This window comes from Streptomyces sp. NPDC054840 (assembly GCF_053611065.1).
The window spans coordinates 1-18,506 of sequence record NZ_JBSGZP010000054.1; the positions used below are offsets into that span (position 1 = coordinate 1).

The 18,506-nt window shown below is 69.2% G+C and carries 14 protein-coding genes and 1 pseudogene; 8 read left to right on the top strand and 7 right to left on the bottom strand.

The features are described 5' to 3' along the window. Nucleotides 1-1,447, bottom strand: a 1,447-nt coding sequence (locus ACWGIU_RS06555) for an IS1182 family transposase (protein ID WP_453703057.1), incomplete at its 3' end; no start/stop codon positions are given. 217 nt (nt 1,448-1,664) lie between these two features. Here ACWGIU_RS06555 and ACWGIU_RS06560 point away from each other — a divergent pair. Together ACWGIU_RS06560 and ACWGIU_RS06565 are read left to right on the top strand one after the other, a co-directional pair. Then, a complete protein-coding gene (locus ACWGIU_RS06560; protein ID WP_453703035.1) occupies nt 1,665-2,414 on the top strand; it encodes a transposase family protein in 750 nt (249 codons plus the stop codon). A gap of 503 nt (nt 2,415-2,917) precedes the next feature. Continuing rightward, nucleotides 2,918-3,187 (top strand): Helicase associated domain protein, encoded by a 270-nt coding sequence (locus tag ACWGIU_RS06565; protein ID WP_453703037.1) that lies wholly within the window; start codon nt 2,918-2,920, stop codon nt 3,185-3,187. 112 nt (nt 3,188-3,299) lie between these two features. Here the strand turns inward: ACWGIU_RS06565 and ACWGIU_RS06570 are convergent, their stop codons facing one another. Next, nucleotides 3,300-3,512 (bottom strand): cold-shock protein, encoded by a 213-nt coding sequence (locus tag ACWGIU_RS06570; protein ID WP_453703039.1) that lies wholly within the window; start codon nt 3,510-3,512, stop codon nt 3,300-3,302. A gap of 833 nt (nt 3,513-4,345) precedes the next feature. Here ACWGIU_RS06570 and ACWGIU_RS06575 point away from each other — a divergent pair. From ACWGIU_RS06575 to ACWGIU_RS06600, 6 genes are all read left to right on the top strand, one after another. Then, nucleotides 4,346-6,679, top strand: coding sequence for an Orn/Lys/Arg family decarboxylase (locus tag ACWGIU_RS06575; protein ID WP_453703040.1), 2,334 nt, complete (start codon nt 4,346-4,348; stop codon nt 6,677-6,679). After that, a complete protein-coding gene (locus tag ACWGIU_RS06580) occupies nt 6,676-6,858 on the top strand; it encodes a hypothetical protein (RefSeq protein ID WP_453703041.1) in 183 nt (60 codons plus the stop codon). The genes ACWGIU_RS06575 and ACWGIU_RS06580 overlap by 4 nt, the downstream gene beginning before the upstream one ends. Nucleotides 6,859-7,433: 575 nt before the next feature. Then, entirely contained in the window at nt 7,434-8,393 is a 960-nt protein-coding gene (locus ACWGIU_RS06585; protein WP_453703043.1) for a transglutaminase domain-containing protein, read from the top strand. Further along, nucleotides 8,390-8,638 (top strand): phosphopantetheine-binding protein, encoded by a 249-nt coding sequence (locus ACWGIU_RS06590; RefSeq protein WP_453703045.1) that lies wholly within the window; start codon nt 8,390-8,392, stop codon nt 8,636-8,638. The genes ACWGIU_RS06585 and ACWGIU_RS06590 overlap by 4 nt, the downstream gene beginning before the upstream one ends. Nucleotides 8,639-8,640: 2 nt before the next feature. Further along, a complete protein-coding gene (locus tag ACWGIU_RS06595; RefSeq protein ID WP_453703047.1) occupies nt 8,641-10,161 on the top strand; it encodes a class I adenylate-forming enzyme family protein in 1,521 nt (506 codons plus the stop codon). Continuing rightward, the gene (locus tag ACWGIU_RS06600; protein ID WP_453703048.1) at nt 10,158-10,853 is read left to right on the top strand and encodes a 4'-phosphopantetheinyl transferase superfamily protein; all 696 of its coding nucleotides are present in this window, start codon (nt 10,158-10,160) and stop codon (nt 10,851-10,853) included. The genes ACWGIU_RS06595 and ACWGIU_RS06600 overlap by 4 nt, the downstream gene beginning before the upstream one ends. Here the strand turns inward: ACWGIU_RS06600 and ACWGIU_RS06605 are convergent. The 5 genes and pseudogenes from ACWGIU_RS06605 to ACWGIU_RS06625 all read right to left on the bottom strand — a co-directional run bounded on the left by ACWGIU_RS06605 (nt 10,844) and on the right by ACWGIU_RS06625 (nt 17,936). Next, complete coding sequence (locus tag ACWGIU_RS06605) at nt 10,844-11,254, bottom strand: PPOX class F420-dependent oxidoreductase (RefSeq protein WP_453703050.1); 411 nt, start codon at nt 11,252-11,254, stop codon at nt 10,844-10,846. The two genes, ACWGIU_RS06600 and ACWGIU_RS06605, sit on opposite strands and share 10 nt — an antisense overlap. 208 nt (nt 11,255-11,462) lie before the next feature. Beyond that, nucleotides 11,463-13,130, bottom strand: a complete 1,668-nt coding sequence (locus ACWGIU_RS06610; protein ID WP_453703052.1) for a prenyltransferase/squalene oxidase repeat-containing protein — start codon at nt 13,128-13,130, stop codon at nt 11,463-11,465. After that, the gene (locus tag ACWGIU_RS06615; RefSeq protein ID WP_453703054.1) at nt 13,127-13,996 is read right to left on the bottom strand and encodes a terpene synthase family protein; all 870 of its coding nucleotides are present in this window, start codon (nt 13,994-13,996) and stop codon (nt 13,127-13,129) included. Before ACWGIU_RS06615 ends, ACWGIU_RS06610 begins: the two co-directional genes overlap by 4 nt. 392 nt (nt 13,997-14,388) lie before the next feature. Continuing rightward, nucleotides 14,389-15,218, bottom strand: a pseudogene (locus tag ACWGIU_RS06620) (IS5 family transposase). A gap of 645 nt (nt 15,219-15,863) precedes the next feature. After that, nucleotides 15,864-17,936: a SpoIIE family protein phosphatase gene (locus tag ACWGIU_RS06625; RefSeq protein ID WP_453703055.1), complete on the bottom strand. Its 2,073-nt coding sequence runs from the start codon at nt 17,934-17,936 to the stop codon at nt 15,864-15,866. Between the last annotated feature and the right edge of the window lie 570 nt (nt 17,937-18,506).

The window sequence follows — 18,506 nt, forward strand, 5'->3', positions numbered from 1 at the left end:
GGTTGAGGGCGGCTGCTCGGGTGTGGAGCCATGCGTCGTTCTTGATGGTGCCGATGTATCGGAGTCTGCGGTTGCCCCGGTGGACGATCCAGGCAACGGCGCGTTCGACGGGTGGTCGCCAGCGGCGGTAGGCGGCTTGCCAGTCAGGGTCGGTCGCGGCCTGCCGGCGGGCGGCCGCCTGCTGGTCGTGGTGGGGGCGGATGGTCAGGATCCGGCCTGCTTTGGCTTTGGTGCACCGCTCGCGCAGGGAGCATCCGCTGCACAGGTCCTTGAAGGCTGCTTTGCGCTGGTGGTTCTGTCCGCCAGGGTCCGACAGCGGGACGGTGTGCCCTTGGGGGCAGGTCACGGTGGCTGCGGCGGTGTCGATGGCGAAGTCGTCGAGGGTGAAACCGCCGGGAACGGCCGCCCGCAGCGGGGCGGGTTTGAGGAACAGCCGGTGCCCGGCCTGCTCCCGAACCTGGCGGGCGTCGCCTGTGGAGTAGGCGGTGTCGCCGAAGGCGTGAACCGGCTCATCCTCCTCGGCGAGCAGGTCCAGGCCGATGGCGGCTTCGTGGTGCTCCGGCCCGGCTCCGGGAGTGAGGGCGACAGCGGTGAACAGGCCCGTCTCGGGCTCGACGGCGAGGTGGGCCTTGTATCCGTCCTGCTGGTGGGAGCGGGTCTTGTGGACGTGGCGGGACTCGGGATCGACGGTGGAGATCATGCGGCCCGGGGCGGTGCCCTGGGTGATGCGCCAGCGCCCGTCGCGGCCGTCGGAGTCCTCGGCCGGTTCGACGTCCTGCCCGGCGACCAAGGCCAGGATGCCCACCGCGTTCGCTGCTTTCTCGCCGAGCTGCTGCTCGGGCAGGTGCCCCAGCAGCCGCAGTGCGTCCGTGACGAGGGCGTCCACCAGCGCGGCGCGGGGTTTGCCCGGGTCGGTGTAGTCGTGGGCGGTGCACTGCACGGCTGCGACCTGGCCGGCGCCGGGGACTTCCCGGATCACCGCCCGGATCGCGGCGATGACCTGAGTGACGGTGTCCTGGGTCGCGACCGCGTCGTCCAGAACGGTGGAGTCCAGTGCCCGCCTGTGCTTGCCCTTCAGGACACCGGTAGCCTTGACGACCTCGCGGACCGCTTCGAAGACCCGGTTCGGGCGCGTGGAGCGGGCCAGCCGTCGGCGGAAGTACGCCAGCAGCGACGGGTCGAACGCCATGTCGCGCAGACCGAGCCCGCAGGCGGCTTGCCACCGCAGGTCACAGCGTAATTCCTGGACCGTCTCGAAGTCCGACAGGCCGTGCAGGGCCTGCACCGTGATCGCGGCGGCCAGGATCTGCGGCGGCATGGACGGCCGCCCGTTCGCCGACGGATACATGTCCGCGAACATCTCCGCGGGAAACAGCCGGCCACGGTGCTCGGCCAGGAACGCGAACACACTCCCAGCCGGAATCAACCCCCGGCACGTCGCCCACACATCAGGCCCGACCGTCTCCCCGACCCACTCCCCTTGAACCACAACAACGAGTCTGGCCCCGCCACTGACGCGGCGGGGCCAGAACCCAACATCTTCATCAGTGAGCTTCTTCGATGTGACCACCGATCGGGTGACGGTCCGTGAAGCGCAACGAGCGAGGCCCCCGGGCTGTTGATCGAGATGTCTGACGTCTCAATCACGTTGCTCGGGGGCCTCGTTGGTCATGCATCCTGCCGCACTCGACCTACCGCATGCACTCGTGGAGTGGGTCACCATGCTGATCGTCACCCGTGAGCGCGACCGGCGCTGCAAGCTCCGTCCGTCCCAGCGAGCGATGGTGGCACTGATGTACCTAGGAGAGCACACCACTCCGGCGAAGACCGCCGCCGGGTTCGGGATCAGCGAGTCCACCGCCCATGCCTACACCAGCGCGGTCGTCGACCTTCTCGCCGCCCGTGCACCGGGCCTGCTCAAGACGCTGCGCGACCACGAACCCGACTTCGTCCTGCCCGACGGCACTCTCGCCGAGTGCGACCGGGTCGGCGACGGCCGGGCCGACTACTCCCACAAGCACCGGCGCCACGGCGTGAACGTGCAGGCCGTCACCGATCCCGGCGGTCGGCTGCTGTGGCTCTCGCCCGCTTTGCCGGGCCGCACCCACGACCTGACCGCTGCCCGCACCCACCGGATCATCCGGATCTGCGAGCGCCAGGGCGTTCCGATCGTGGCCGATCCAGCCTACCAGGGCGCCGGGCCGTGGCTGACCACGGGCATCAAACGCAAGCCCCTGCAGGAACTGACCCCCACCGACAAAACCCGCAACCGTGCCCTGGCCGCGGCACGCGCACCCGTCGAGCGCGGCGTCGCCCGCCTGAAGTCCTGGCGGATCTTCCGTAGGTCCCGCTGCAGCCCCAACCGCATGACGTCAATCGCCAAGGCCGTCCTCACACTGGAGCTGCAAAGCTGAAGAAGCTCACTGAGCGCGAAGTAGCCGGAGCGGAGTGGCCGGCGCGGTGGGGAGTCAGTTCTGAACAGGCTCCCTCGGGAACCTGATGTCCCCGCGTCGGCAGCACATCGTCGAAGAAGGGACGGTCGCCGGCGAACGTGGGGCGCAGTCCGGTGAACCCCTCGGCGGTGACCCAGCGGGCCTCGGGCTACTCGCTCATTTGTGACTGTGTTGGCTCTGTACACGAGAACGGTTGGAAGTGAACGAAGCTATCACGCACTACACGGACGACAGTCAACCTTCACTGGAAAACGACAGCAACCCTCACCAAGAAAACGACACCCCCACGAACCCCCACCCCAACCACCAGCGAAGACGCCTCAAACACCCAGTGCAGACAACTGACGCCACCCACTGAAAAACACACGACGCCCATCACCCAGGACCCCGCAGCCGGGCTCCGCTAAAACAGGCAGGCCGAGTTCCTACCTCTTCCTAAATACGGAGGTACCGCTCCCGGAGCATTGGCCGTACGGGCGCGTAAGGCCCCCGCGAAGACGGCCGTGGCCTCCCCGGGCACGGACGGTGGGGCGTTCCAGAAGGGCCTGGAGGCCCTCGCCCAGTACGTCGCACGGGAAGGTCGCGTGCCGGGGCGCGGCGTCGTCCAGGTCCTGCCCGACGGGACCGAACACCGCACCGGGATCTGGCTCGGGAACCAGAAAGCACGCCGCGACCGGCTCGACCAGGCGCAGCTGACCGCGCTCGCCCAGCTCGGCGTCGACTGGGCGCGGTAACCGGGCCGGGCGCCGTTCCAGAATTCTGGAACAGCCGACCCGACCTGCGGAAGGTCAGTCGCGGCGGGGTCCTGGCGACCGCCCCAGCGATTCCCAGCCCCCACGCCGCGGCCTACTCGGGGCGGACCTGCGCGGCCTGCATACCCTTCTGGCCCTGCTCAGCCACGAAGCTGACGCTCTGGCCTTCCTTGAGGCTCTTGAAGCCGTCACTCTCGATCGCCTTGAAGTGGACGAACAGGTCGTCGCCCCCGCCCTGCGGGCTGATGAACCCGAAGCCCTTCTCGTCGTTGAACCACTTCACCGTGCCGGTCTGCCGATTGCTCACGTGGCTTCCGTCCTCGCTTCATGATTGATCAACCGATGGAGATCACTCCCCCGCCGCCATAGGGGGTAACCCTCCCCCGCTCCAGCCCTGGACGGCCCCGCCGGAAACGAGAACGAGCAACCCGGCCCTGGCGCTCAAGGACCGGATCCGGGAGCCTGCACGGTCACCGCGTACGCCCCCCGCCCCCCATCGAACGGCTATCCGACGGCACCGAGCACCGCACCGGGATCTGGATCGGCAACCAGAAAGCCCGCCGCGACCGACTCGACCCCGCCCAGCACGCCGCACTCGCAGCGTTGGGTATCGAGTGGGCCCGAACATGACGTGGGAGTCAAGGTCGGTGCCGGATTGCGCATGGAGCTCGCATGAATGCGACCTCCATGCGCAATCCATTCCCGCGGGCACGGGGCCGACACTTCCTGAGCTGCCTCTTTAACCGCCCAAGCAGCCGTTTCTCATTCAGTTCTACTTCGAGCGGGCCCATTCCCCGCAGGCGCCGGGTCGACGACTCCGGGATCTGCGCTAGGTCGTTGCCCCTAGGCCGTCTCTTTCGGATCTTGTCGGCCGAGTCCGCGGCGTCCGGTGCCGTGCCCGGCAAGGCGGAGGGGCTCCTGCGTACTGGACGTACTCGGGAGCCCCGACAACGCGGCCGGGCGCGGTGCCGGGCGTCGCGGGCCCGGCAAGATCCGAAAGAGACGGCCTAGGTCTGCGGAACACAGGGGTGCCCTGTCCCCCCGCCGAATGGGTGAGGGTCGCCGGCTTTCGACCCGGTCCGTGGTGTTTGAACTCGATGCTTGGCAGGTCGGGATGGGTTGACGCACGTGGAGAGTGTCATGGCGAACGGTAGTGTCCTGCTGGCTTTGCGCGAGGACCCCTTGGGCCGGGGCGTAGGCGGTGACCAACTGCGAAGGATCGGAAAGGAGCTGGAGAATCGCGGCCTGGAGGTGCGGTGGGCGCGGACCGTCGAGGCGGCCTGCGCCGCCCTGCGTACGGAGGCGGGCCTGTCGGCCGCGGTCGTCGCCTGGGACCTGCCGTCCGAGACCGGCGAGGACACCGACGGCCGGGGAGCGGCCGTTTTGCGACAGATCACCCGCCGGTTCACGGCCCTGCCCGTCTTCGTCGTCATGAGCGAGGAATCCGACCACGGCCTGGACCGCCTCCCCCTGTGGGTGGCGGAGACCGCCGTCGGATACATCTGGCCTCTGGAGGACACGCCGTCCTTCATCGCGGGCCGGGTTTTCAACGCCGCCCGGGAGTACGGCGACTCCGTCCTGCCGCCGTTCTTCAAAGCGCTGCGACGGTTCGACGACGCCCACGAGTACTCCTGGCACACCCCGGCGCACTCGGGCGGCGTGGCCTTCTTGAAGTCGCCCGTGGGCAGGGCCTTCTTCGACTACTACGGCGAGCGGCTCTTCCGCACCGATCTGTCGATCTCGGTGGAGGAGCTGGGTTCCCTCTTCGAGCACAGCGGCCCCATCGGGGAAGCGGAGCGCAACGCCGCCCGTATCTTCGGCGCCGACCGGACGTACTTCGTGCTCCACGGCGACTCCACCGCGGACCGCATGGTCGGCCACTACTGCGTTACCGCCGACGAGATCGCCCTCGTGGACCGCAACTGCCACAAGTCGGTGCTGCACGGCCTGGTCATCTCGGGTGCGCGCCCGGTCTACCTCGTCCCGACGCGCAACGGATACGGGCTGGCCGGACCGCTCCCGGCGCGCGAGACGGCGCCCGACGCGGTGGCCGCCAGGATCGCCGCCCACCCCCTGACTCCGGGAGCGGTGTCTCCCGAGGCCCAGTACGCGGTGATCACGAACTCGACGTACGACGGCCTGTGCTACGACACCGTGCAAACGGCGCGCGCCCTGGCTCCCAGTACGCCCCGTCTACACTTCGACGAGGCCTGGTTCGCCTACGCGCGCTTCTCCCCGCTGTACGCGGGCCGGTACGGCATGGCGGTGGGCCCGGACACCTTCGAGGGTGACGAGCGTCCCACGGTCTTCGCGACCCAGTCGACGCACAAGCTGCTGGCCGCCCTGTCGCAGAGCGCCATGGTCCACGTGAAGTCCTCACCCCGAGCGCCGGTCGAGCACCATCGGTTCAACGAGACGTTCATGATGCACGGCACCACCTCGGCGCTGTACCCGGTGATCGCCTCGCTGGACGTGGCCGCGGCGATGATGGACGGACCGCAGGGCGAGTGGCTGGTGAACGAGGCGGTGACCGAAGCCGTGCGGTTCCGGCAGGCCCTCGTCCGGACCGGGCGCCGGATCGCGGAGGCCGGGGACCGGCTGCCGTGGTTCTTCGGCGTCTGGCAGCCCGACACCGTCACCGACCCGGCCGACGGGACCAGCGTGGCCTTCGCAGACGCCTCCCCGGCACTCCTGGCCTCGGATCCCCGCTGCTGGGAGCTCGTCCCGGAGGCGGACTGGCACGGCTTCAAGGGACTCAGCGAGGGCCAGTGTCTCCTGGACCCCATCAAGGTGACGCTGACCTGCCCCGGCGTCAATGCGCGCGGCGAGGCGGACTCGTGGGGCATCCCCGCCCGCATCCTCACCGCGTACCTGGCCGGCCGCGGCATCGTCGTGGAGAAGACCGACACCTACACCACCCTCGTCCTGTTCTCCATGGGCATCACCAAGGGCAAGTGGGGCACCCTGATGGACGCACTCATGGACTTCAAGGCCCTCCATGACGCCGACACCCCGCTGCGCCAAGTACTGCCGGACCTCGTCGAACGCTACCCGCAGCGCTACAGCGGCACGACCCTGCGCGGTCTTTGCCAGGACATGCACGAACACCTCACCCGGGCGGAACTGATCGACGCCCTGGACACCGCCTTCCAGCAGCTGCCGCAACCCGTCGCCCCACCCCAGGCGTGCTACCGGCAGCTGATCCGGGGCGGCACTGAACGGCTCCCCCTCGCCCAGGCCGCCGGCCGGGTGGCCGCGGCCATGGTGACCGTGACTCCCCCAGGGATCCCCGTCCTGATGCCCGGAGAAGCGCTCGGCGCACTCAACGGCCCGGTCCTGCGCTACCTGTCCGCGCTGGAGGCGTTCGACCGGGCCTTCCCCGGATTCCACAGCGAGGCCCACGGTGTCACCATCGATGCCGACACCGGGGACTACCTCATCGAATGCGTACGCCTGGACATCCAGATGACGTGACGTCCGGACCCAGCGTGCGCCTGCCAGGCCTGGACACCGCAGAGTCCGAGCGGTCAGCGCAGTACGGCGAGGACGACAGCATCGACGACCTCGACGACCTGCCTGACGATGACACCCCCATCGCCGCCTCCACCGGGTTCGGGCTCTACGACGCACACGAGGAAGCCGCCACATGGTGAACCCGGGCCCGCAGAACGCGAGCAGCACAGCAGCCACCGCCACACCGTCCGCGCGCTCACCCCACCCACCTGCGCGCCCGCACGCACATGCGCCGTGGTCAACGCCCCAGCAGCATCGAGCTCCACAGCCGCGCCACCAGCACCGGCCGGGACACCCTCAACCCCACCGGACCTCACCCCACACGCCCGCCTCACCCACCCCGCACCCGCCCGCGCAAGACCGACACGGACCACCGTGCCGCCGCGCAGCCCTCGGAAGGATCAGAAGTGCCGTTCCCGGGACAATGGAGCGCAGTGGGGTGTACCAGCCCATGACAGCCACACCCGCCCCAGGTGCCGCCCCATGTCAGTGACCACGCCCGCCCCAGGTGCCGCCCCATGTCAGTGACCACGCCCGCCCTCAACCCCCGCCAGCGGAAACACCACAACCCGGCATACCGTCACCGACACCCAACCACCGACACCAAGCACATCGCAGAAAGGCAGTTGCGTTGACAGGGGGCCAGCCCCTGCTAGAGGCTGCTCACACTATGCACGCACCCAGTTCCACTGTGTTACACGGTCTGGTCTCAGGCTTGGCCCGTTTCCGCTTTATCCCGCACGACGCAGCGCACTACGCCATGGATGTAGCCGCTGCTGCCGCTCTGCTGAACACGCCGCCCGAGAACATCCTCGAGCTGGTGGATCACGGCATGCCCTGTCGGTATCAGCCGGGTGGCGGTCCGCTGTTCGACCTGGCGGATGTGATGAATGCGGGAAACAACAGCCGCTCGGGCAGAACGGCTCCGGAGCTCACCGCCATGTTCCTCATGCGCTTCTCCGCCGGCCCCAGGCGTGGGTGGCTCGATGCCAAGAAGTGGCTGGTGACGGTCAGGGTGCCGGACGACGGGCCGGGCCGGTATCAGTTGAGCGACGTGGACCCGACCGGCCCGGGGATCGCGTCTGTCACCCCTGAGGGTATTGGCTGGGCAGTCGTCGGCTCCGGTACGGGGACCCGGCGCTATCAGACCGCGGTCCAACTGACCGGCACATGCGACCGGGTACGTGACCCGCGTGCCGAAGACGTCTACCAGCAGATGCTCGACGATCTGTACGGGGGCAAGGTCACCTACCAGGTCGTCAGCGAGGCTCTGCGGCTCGATCACCACCGGGCATGGGAACTCGGCATGGCCGACTGCATGGTGGTGAGCCGGGTCATCGCCGACCGGCTTCGCGACCTCGGACTGACCGCTCGTGCCCGGCGGGGACTCCTGCTCGGCCCCGTGGGAAGCGAGCACGCTTGGTGCGAGGTATGGGAAGCCGGCCGCTGGAAGGCCGTCGATGTGGGGTTCGCCTACAACCCCACCGGGCGGCCCTGGATGCACAGGCCGGCGGCGACGGATGAATTCGTGGCTGCTTGCTTCGGCAGCCGGTTCAACCGGCTTCTGCCGTGCGCGGCCCCGGACGCGGCTTCCCTGATCCTTGACCGGCTGGAGGGCCGGCCCCGCGCGATGAACTGCCTCATCAACGCCACCGCCTGGAATGGAAGACCATGACCACTGGCCACGACCTCACCCGGGCACGCATCCTTGTCAAGGACTGCCTTGACCTTCCCGCACTCGCAGACACCATCGGTGACCAGGACGTCCTCGTAAACGCCGGGGTGAACTCCGGGGAGCTCATCAGGGTGGTGCAGCGGTGCGAGGAAACCCTGGGCCGGCCGCTGGACGATGACGAGCTGACCGGCATCGGTTCGATCGCGGCCGTTGCCGCCCTGCTGAGTGCGGGAAAGGTCGGCTGACCGTGTGGCTCCAACAGCTTCTGCACCGCAAGACGACCCGCTCGCCGCAGGCTTTGGCCCTGCGCGACCAGCGGCGGGACGTGACCTGGGCACGCCTCGGGCAAGATGCGCGAGCCTTGGCCGACGCCATCGGCGACCACGTCCCGCCAGGCGGCCGAGTCGTCCTGCTGACGGCGAACAGGGTGGAGCTGATCGAGGCACTGTTCGCCTGCGCCCTCACCGGCACGATCGCCGTGCCCGTCAATCCGGTCCTGGTGGACCGGGAGGTGGAATACATCCTTGACCGAGTCGGTGCCCAGTACGCGATCGCCGACCAAGCCGGTCGCAGCCGTCTGGCCTCCCTGCGACCGGCCCTGGTGACCATGCCGGTCGAAGAGGTGGCCGCCCAACCGCTGCCGACCGGGCGAACCGGCGGGATCGACGGTCACACGGGCGGCGCGCTGACGGACCCCCTCGTCATCCTCCATACCTCGGCAACCACGGGACTGCCCAAGGGCGCTGTCTGCGATCAGCGATACCTCCAGTTCCAGGCGCTGTCCTGGCTTGCCGAGGTACGACCGGATGCTGGTGCGGTGTTCCTCAACGCGGGGCCCCTCTCCCACGGCAGCATGGTGATCGCACTGAACTACCTCGCCGCCGGCGGCACGCTGTGCGTGCTCGACCAGTTCTCGCCGCACACATTCCTCGATGCCGTCCCAAGGTGGCGGGCAGAGCACACCTTCCTCGTCCCGGCCATGCTGAAGCTGCTGCTGGAAAGCCGACGGCTGACCGACTCCGACCTGTCATCCTTGCGTCTGATCCTGCACGGTGGCGCGCCCTGTCCCAAGGACCTGGCCGACCGTGCGAAGGCGGTGCTCGGCATCCCGCTGCACACGATCTTCGGCATCACCGAAGCGAGCGGCCCGGCGCTCTCGTGCCGGCCCGACGACCAGCCCGGCATTGCCACCCTGCCCGGAGCGACGTGTGCCGGCCTCCCCATGCCGGGATTCACGGCCCGCATCGCCAACCCGGACGGAACCGACGCCTCCCCCCATACGGTCGGCACCCTTCACCTTCGCTGCGACGGGCTGATGCAGGGCTACTGGAACGATCCGGAAGCCACCGCCCGAGCGCTGGCGAACGGCTGGCTCAACACAGGAGACCTGGGCTACCGGGACGAGCACGACTATGTGTGGCTGGTCGACCGGCGCAGCGACCTCATCCTGCGCGGCGGCCAGAATGTCTACCCCGCGGAAATCGAGCACGTTCTCAGGCCTCTGCCGTGGGTGGCTGAGGTCGCCGTGGTCGCCGTCCCATCGCCACACTGGGGCCAGACTCCAGTGGCCTTCATCGAGCCGCTCCCGGGAGCGGCATTCGACGAGCGGCAGCTCATCGCTACCTGTGTACGGGAACTGGCTGGCTACAAGCGGCCGAGCCGCTTCGTCCGGGTTGACGCGATGCCGCGCAGCAGCCAGGGCAAGCTGCTGCGCCGCGCGCTACGAGAGCAGGCGGCAAACACCGAACTCACCGGCGAATCCCCATGACCGCTGCCGCTGGGCCCCTGCACCTCGAAGAGGCCGCGCGGGTGACGGTGGTGCCGTATGCCGGCGGTCGCATCGCTCTGTGTACAACGGCGATCGCGGCACCGGAAGGGCCTAAGGACCTGGCCCGTGAGCGGCGACATGCCGAGCACGCGGCGGGGCAGTGCGCGCTCATCACGAGCCTCGCTGCTCTGGGCGTACACACCGGGCCACCGGATCGGCGGCTGGACGGGTCGCCCCGGCCACCGGCCGGCACGCTGGTGTCCATCAGCCACCGCTTCCCCTTTGCCGTGGCCGCTGCGTGGAAGGCATATGGCGGGCCTCCCCGGCACTGCCGGATCCTCGGCGTGGGCGTGGACATGGAACACGAGGGGACCATCCCGGAGAACGCCATGCACCTGGTGTGCTCACCCGTCGAACGCGCCGGATTGTGCGACACCCCTGGGTGGGCGGACCCGACACGCGTCTTCAGCAGCAAGGAAGCAGCCTACAAAGCCGACCCCCAATGGCGGTCCCAGCGCTTCGCCCCCCGCCGAGTGCGGTTGAGTCCTCTCGGCCCGCGACTCGCACTGGCTCAGCCGGCGGCTGGCCCCGCGGACGCCACCTCAGTAGTCGCCTCACGTCAGGTCGGCGGCTACTGGATCTCTCTGTGCATCACTCTCACCACAGCACGCCCCAGCCGCCTCTACTGGTAGCGCCAGGCGACGACCTCCTCGACACGTACGCGGACAACGACAGCGCCCGGCTTGGCGTGCGCCATGACCGCCACACTGGCACGGTCGGTACCGAGGTACCGCGTTCCCATGACCTGCAGCGACCTGCGCACCGCCACCGGATCGCTGTCCACTGTGGCCCTTCCCCGCAGCATCACGTACCTGAACGGCGGCCGTTCATCGTCCACGCAGATGGCAACCCGCGGGTCACGCAGCATGGCCTTCGCCTTTACCGTGCTCATGTCCGTGCTGAAGACCACGTCACCGGCCTCAAGCGTGAAGCAGACGGGTGTGACATGAGGACTGCCATCCGCCCGCTTCGTGGCCAGCTTGGCCGTCCGCGTCCCCTCCAGAACGAACGCCCTCCACTCGTCCTCCTCCATACGCACAGCGCTCATGGACCGCCCCTCTTCCTTGGAGTCAACCAGCCCGGCGGGGGTACCAACGATCTCTGTCGGCCGGCGGTAACGACCCACTCCCCCAGCTCCGCGCCCGGGGCACCCGGCCAGCCACGATTTCCGACGCTCACCACGAACCACTTCCCCTGGGCCGTCTCGTACGGCCAGTTCCGGACCGCATGCGGGGCGGCAGCTACTCGGTCGGGTGAAGGAGAGTTGGTCTGGACTGTCCCACGAGGCGGGTCGGCCCGTCGGCCGGCGGCCCTGTCACCGGGTACCGCTGGTCGTCGCAGGTGTCCGGCCCGGGGGCGGGAGCTGTGCGGCGGGTGAGGTGGCCGAGGGCGAGCAGGCTGAAGACGTCGGCGAGAGCGGGGACGGTGAAACGGAACGGGCGGGGTCCGATCGAGTCCGCGACGCTTGCCATCGATCCGTCGGGGCGCTGCTGGGTCAGCAGGTAGGCAGCGCCGCGGGCAGCAGGGCCGGGAGTGTGGTGGGTGCTGAGGGCCGTCAGGGCGTAGGCGGTACTCAGCGCGTCGCTCGGGTCGCCGTCCTGCTGGCCCCACCCGCCGTCGGCGTTCTGCGCGTCCGCAAGCAGGTTCAGGGCTCGGCTGATGATGCACTGTGCGGGACCGTGAGGAGTGCTGGGGTGGCGGGAGGCCGCGAGGACGGCGCGGCAGACGGTGTGCAGTCGGCTGCTGCTCCAGTCCGGTGGGAAGGAGCCGTCGAGGCGCTGCTGGGAGTCGAGGTAGCCAAGAGCCTTGTCGAGCTCGTGGTGGAGTGACGTGCCCTGCGTGCTGTAGGCGTTGGCGGCTGCGGCGGTCATGCACGCTTCCGATGGGGCGCCTGCCAGATAGGTCGGGAAGCCGCCGTCCTTGTCCTGCAGGCCGCGCAGCGTGCCCAGTGCGCGGCGGATCGGTGCACGGTAGATGTGAGGGCCGGCGAGGTGCAGGACTTCGACGGCTACTGAGGTGCAGTCCACGTCGGTGAGTTGGACTCCGTCCGTGTAGGACCAGCCGCCCCCGGAATGCTGGAGAGCTACCAGGCGTCGGGCGATGAGGTCCACAACGGAGGCGGCGGCTCCCGCTGCGTGCAGGGCGGTCCCGGCGGTGGCAGTGACCCAGGTGTCTTCGTCACGGATGAAGGGGATCCCGCCGTCGGGCCGCTGATGCTGCAGTGCGGTCCGTACTCCCTGATTCAGCAGGGCGGAATGTCCGGGCACAGGGAGCAGGGCGTGCAGCACCGATAGGTGGATGAGGAGGTTGGCCTCCCACACGATCCCGGGGCGCTGTGTCGAGGCCAGCAGTTCCAGGTCGCTATCGGGCGGGTGATGCCCGCGGGCGTGGGTGAGGATCGTTTTGACGGCGGTGACCTGCACGCGCGCCCAGGTGTGCAGGCCGTGCAGGCTGAACGCCTCGGCGGAGATCTCTTCGGAGAGCTCTTCGGCCGGCGCGGCGTTCAGGAGCAGCAGGACCGCGGACAACAGGGCGCGTTTGCGGGGGCCGGTGAAGTGCGGGGACCGGGCGAGGAAGTCCTCCACGTCCACCGGGCGGGCCGGGTCCGGCGGGTGATGCAGGGCGGCCCGGGCGAGGAGCCGGTCCAGGGGGTCGGGGTCGTCGCAGTGTGAGGACAGGTAGGCGGCCAGGCGGCGGCGGGGGCCGGGGTGCAGACCGGTGCGGTCCAAGAGGGCCAGCAGCAGTGCGGATTCCAGGACGCGGCTGTGGCACGGGCTGCGCACGGTTCCATCCGGTTGCATCCGGTGCAGCAGACGGGAGCGCAGCAGCGCGGTGGCCGGTTCCATTCCGGTGGGCAGTGCGGCTCGGGGCCAAGGGGGCAGGCCCGCGACCGGGGCAGCAACTCTCACCCGGGCCTCTTGGCGTGCGTGGGGGTATGCGCGTTGCGGCTGGCTGCATTCGTGGGGCAGCATCCGACGGGGCGGTGTTGTGGCGCCAAGGCGTCGGCAGGGGCGGGCCCGGCGTCAGAGGCGAAGCGCCCGGTGGCGGTCAGCCAGCGCAGCGTAGCCGTCAGGAACGTCTGGGTCAGATCCACGTAGCGGCGCATGTCCTGGCGCAGCGGCGCGGGCACTTCCCGGCCGGTGCGCAGGGTGGTTGCGACGGTGTGGAAGGTACTGCGGCGTTCGGAGATCATGGCAGCCGCCCGCTGGCGGGCCTCTGCCAGGCAACAGCTCTCCTGCCGGGCCAGGGTGGTCACCAGGTTGTCCTGGCCGACGGCCGTGTCATCGGCCGCCGAGACCAGGTCGTTCACCCATCCCGCGATATCGGCCACCGCCCGACGCAGTTCACCCAACCGGTCACCGACCTGCTCGCACTCCACCATCGGGGCGTCACCGGTGCGTTCCAGTACATCGAGCAGGGGAAGCAGCGTGATCGTGCGGCGCCGCAGCCGCACGTACTGGGCGACGGTCAACCGGACGCCGTCACGGCGCAGGGCCACTTCTTCCTCGGTCGCATCCAAGAAGTCGGTGTAGTCCGCGGTGAAACGCTCCTTCCACTGCGCGGGCATCCCTGCGGACGTGTGCGCCCACAACTCCTGCAACACCCGTGCATATGCGGGCCGCCTTGCTGGCGGTGGCCCACCTCCGCCAGCAAGAACCTCACGCAGCGGAGCAGTGAACTCCTCCACCTCGCCCGGAACCGTCCCCAGGCCACCACGATCGACCAGGTCGTCCACGCAGCAGATGAACACCGCCCACTGGGCCGTCAGCGCCACGTTCCGCCGGCTGGACTTCCGAGGCAGGGACCCTTCGGCGAGCATGTCGAGCTTCATTGCGGCAAGTCGCCGCTCCTCACCCTCGTCTGCCACCAGTCCTATCGCCCGCGCCCACCGCAGCACCGCCCCGTGCCCGGCAGACGCCGAAGGCGACTGCCCATCTTCCATGCCCATCACGGTGACCCCGATCTGCTCCCCGAGGGCAGGGCCACAGGCCGAATTAACCCGTACGGATGAGCCCTGTCTGCCCCTGGTGGTGCCGGGCCCACCGGAGTGGTGGCCCGACCTGGCTCCTTGCCACCAAGCCGATTCTCGTTCGGGTGGCCCGCCCCGCGGCCGGCCGGTGCCGCGTCTCCCTCGGCGCCACGGACCTAGGAGTTGTCTTCAAAGTGTCACGCCCACATCAGGAGCGATGCGAGGGTGACGGCTGCTTGGTAGGACTGGGCGTTCTTGTCGTACCGGGTGGCGATGCCGCGCCACTGCTTGAGGCGGTTGAAGCACCGTTCCACGACGTTGCGGCGCCTGTAGACCTGCTTGTCGAAGACGGGCGGGCGGCCGCCCCGGCTGCCGCGACGGGCCCGGTTGCGGACCTGGTCGGACCGCTCCGGGATGGTGTGGGCGATGCCCCGGCGTCGAAGCCAGGTCCGGATCGCCTTCGAGCTGTAGCCCTTGTCACCGATGACGTGGTCGGGCCGTACACGCGGCCGGCCCGGACCGAGCCTGGGCACCCGTGTCGCACCCATCACGGCCGTGAACTGGGTGCAGTCGTTGGTGTTCCCGCCGGTCAGGACGAAGGCCAGAGGTCGGCCCGCGGCGTCGCAGGCCAGGTGGATCTTGCTGGTCAGCCCGCCGCGGGACCGACCGAGTGCCGGGCTTCGGAGCCCCTTTTTCGGGCCCCTGCCGCGTGCTGGTGGGCACGGACGATGGTGGAGTCGACCGACACCAGCCACTCGATATCGCCTGCGGCGTCTGCCTTCGCCTGCGCGGCCCGGAGCATCCGCTCGAACGTCCCGTCCGCCGCCCACCTGCGGAAACGAGTGTGGAGACTGGCCCACGATCCGTATCTCTCAGGCACATCCCGCCACGCGACCCCGGTCCGGAACTTCCACACGATCCCGTTCAGGACCCTCCGGTCGTCCAGCCGCGGCCGCCCCAACACAGGCCGGGGCAGCAACGGCTCCACAAGTTCCCACTCGGCATCGGACAGTTCATGGCGACGTATCACGACACCATGATCCACAATCCAAGATCACTTTGACGACAGACCCTAGCGGGGTACTCCTGGGAGGGATGAGCGCTCCGGTGGGCTGCTCGGGCGGGGCCTGGACCACCTTGTGATTAGGCGTGAGCGGCCGAGGCTCCTGTCTGCCCGTGCTCGGCTGCCGTAAGTAGTCGGGGATTTCGCCTGCGACGATCCTGGCGGCGCGAGCGCGCGCAGCGGCCTTGAGCGCAGCCTTCCGAGCCCCCTTCGCCGCGGGAGATTCCTTCGGCATTCGCCCAGCCTATGGCGGCCCGGCCGCTTACGACATGGTGCTGACCGACATCTACGCCTCAGGAAGCGCCAGGTGTGAGGACCAGGTCGTGGAAGGGTTGCTGGGTCAGGCGGCACCGTCGGGAGGACCCGGTGGCCTGTAGGCCGGCCCGGGCCGCCAGATCCTTCGGTTGGGCAATAGCGTGATACCGGGGTGGTGCCGTCCTTACGGCACCCCCCCGGTTGCAGCTCGATCAGCGAGGGCCGGCGTTGCTCAGGCCTGCATCCGTCGCTGGTGTCCTCCTGGACGACCGAGCAACACCCCGACGCGAGACTCGTGCGGTGGTGTCTTCGGATTCACGCCGCTGCAGTTCCGAACGGCGGAGAGCGCGTCCCCTACGGGCTTGGGAGGCCGATGCGGGCGAGAAGCAGGGCGATGTCGTCGTCGGCCGATGTGGGCACCAGGTGGGTGATGAGGGAGTCGCACAGGTGGCTTAGGGATCCTCGCGGGTGAGTGAGCAGGCGGGTCAGCTCGTTCAGGCGTTCGTCGATGTCGCGGCCGCGGGTTTCGATGAGGCCGTCGGTGTAGAGGGCCAGGACACTGCCTCGGGGCAGGGTGATGTCGGTGGTGGTGAAGTCGATACCGCCGACGCCCAGGGGGACCCCGGGAGGAGTGTCGATCACATAGGCGTTCCCGCCGGGTTCTGCCGCGACCGGTGGCGGATGTCCGGCGCGGGTGATGGTGCAGTTTCCGGTGGCGGGGTCACAGACCAGGTAGAGGAAGGTCGCGAGCATCGGCTCGGCGAGGTCGGCGAGGGTGGCTTCCAGTTGGCGCAGCAGCGCGATGGGAGACATGTCGAGGCGGGCGAGAGCCCGGACGGTAGCAGACAGGCGGCCCATGACGGCTGCGGCCGCTATGCCGTGGCCCATGACGTCTCCCATGAGGAGGGCCGCCTTCCCTCCGGGCAGTTGCAGGACGTCGTACCAGTCGCCGCCGACTTCGTTGAGGTCGCTCGCGGGCAGGTACCGGTGAGCCGTTTCGATGCCTGGGGGCGGGGTGATGTGCTGCGGCAGCATGCTGCGCTGGAGGATGACCCCTGTGTCGTGTTCGTGGCGGTACAGGCGCGCGTTGTCGATGCTGACGGCAGCTCGGGCGCACAGTTCGCCGGCGAGGGTCACGTCGTCGCGCCCGTAGGGGACGGCGGTGCGTGTGCGGTAGAAGGTGGCGACACCGATGACCAACTCTCGGGCAATGAGCGGGACCATCATCAGCGAGCGGACGCCCGCACCATGCAGCTGCGCGGGCTTGGGCGAGTAGCGGGCGCCGAGGCCGATCCGTTCTTCGAGGTGGGCGATCAGGTGAGGCCGCCGGGCCACTAGGAGGTGGGTGTAAGGGGCGGCCAAGGGGAAGGCGAGGGTTCTGCCGAGTGGGGCCAGCAGGTTACTGACGGCAGAGCCTGTGAGCGGCGCTTTGCCCAAGCGCCGCAGGTCAACGCCGCCGGCCAGACCCGCACCCGGTTCATCGCCGCGTGCGAGGGCGTCCAGGACGTCGACGGTGACGGTGTCGGCGAGGTATGGCACGGCGAGATCAGCCAGCTCCTGGGCGGTGCGCTCCAGATCAAGGCTGGCGCCGATGCGAGCGCTGGCCTGACTGAGGAGGGCAAGGCGGCGGCGGGCCGCTTCTACCTCGGTCTGGGCGCGCTCCTGCTCGGTGATGTCGACCACGGAAGCGATCACCCCGACCGACCGGCCTGCGGGGTCCTCCACCCGCACGTAGGAACACGACCACACGTGGTCGTGGTAGGGATCGGCGGGAGTGCGGCCCGTGCGGATCCGGTCGCGGACGGCCTCGCCCCTTTCGAGGGCTCGGCGCATCGCCTCTTCCATCTCCGGGGCGTTCACCTCGGGCAGGACCTCGGCGAGGCGCCGGCCCACGTGGGCCGACTCACTCAGGCCGTTCATGGCCTCCAGTGCCGCATTGACCTGCAGGAATCGCAGCTGTGTGTCCATGATGGCAATGCCCACCGGCGATCGCGCGAACAGCCCGTCCCATATTGCCGACGATCCCCGGATGCGCCGGGTGGCGTGCGCGTCAGCGGCGAAGAGCTGCACCGCCGACGCGCCATCACGCCGATCCGGGACAGGAGCAGCCCAGATCTCCAGCTCAAGCGGATGCCCATCGCGATGCCATGTGGTGACCGTTCCCACAACGCCGCGCCCGGTCGCGGCCGTCTCCCACAAAGACCGGCCAAGACCGGGGTCGGCTCCCGGGTGCAACAGATCCGCAATGTGCCGCCCCACAACCTCCGGCGCGGTGTATCCAAGAAGTTCCTGCGCAGCCAGGTTCCAGCGCACGATCGTCCCGTCAGCACCGGCGGCCACCTGGGCCAACGGCAGCGCCCCCAGCCGTCCACCGGCGTTCTGGGCGGCGCTGCTGATCAACTCCTCAAAGGGCATCTCGTCATGCATCCGGCCCCTCCTGCCGCTCGGGCGGCGTACCGCACTGCAACGGGAATCCCACTAGGCACACACGGCTGGAGCTGCAGTCAGCGAGGCCGCCCCCAGAAGCGGCCTGCGCTGCACTTGCTCACTACCCCATCGTCACCCCCGCCACCGGGAACCGCCCCCTGCGCCTCACGCGACGCCCGCTTCTACATCACCGTCGGCCCGCCGCAGCGCAGTCCCCCGCCTGGCAGAGAAAGCCCGACCGTCTCGGACGGTCCCTGCCCGGTATGCTGCAACTGTTACACGATGCTGGCGCCGCCCTTGGCTGACGGCTGAGCGCGGTTTGGACCCGCATAGTGGTCAGAGCCGAGGGCCGGCGCACGGGATGCACCCTGCAGCCGTCCGGGTAGGAGCTCCTAGTGATCTGGTTTTGAGGTCGGGGCTCGCCTCGTGAGTCGTGTTCTGTTTCAGATCCTGGGTTTCGCCTGAGGTGGATGGCTTTGTGCCGCGGCCGACCCGCTCGGCCAGAACCGTCGGCGTGGACCGCCAGACCGATCCCCCGGGGGGGGGGCACCCCCGCCGCCCGAAGGCGCC

What these genes read in the sequence shown, in the direction of transcription:
- ACWGIU_RS06575 (WP_453703040.1), top strand. Translation starts at nt 4,346, where the DNA reads ATGGCGAACGGTAGTGTCCTGCTGGCTTTGCGCGAGGACCCCTTGGGC.
- ACWGIU_RS06590 (WP_453703045.1), top strand. Translation starts at nt 8,390, where the DNA reads ATGACCACTGGCCACGACCTCACCCGGGCACGCATCCTTGTCAAGGAC.
- ACWGIU_RS06600 (WP_453703048.1), top strand. Translation starts at nt 10,158, where the DNA reads ATGACCGCTGCCGCTGGGCCCCTGCACCTCGAAGAGGCCGCGCGGGTG.
- ACWGIU_RS06605 (WP_453703050.1), bottom strand. Translation starts at nt 11,254, where the DNA reads ATGGAGGAGGACGAGTGGAGGGCGTTCGTTCTGGAGGGGACGCGGACG.
- ACWGIU_RS06625 (WP_453703055.1), bottom strand. Translation starts at nt 17,936, where the DNA reads ATGCATGACGAGATGCCCTTTGAGGAGTTGATCAGCAGCGCCGCCCAG.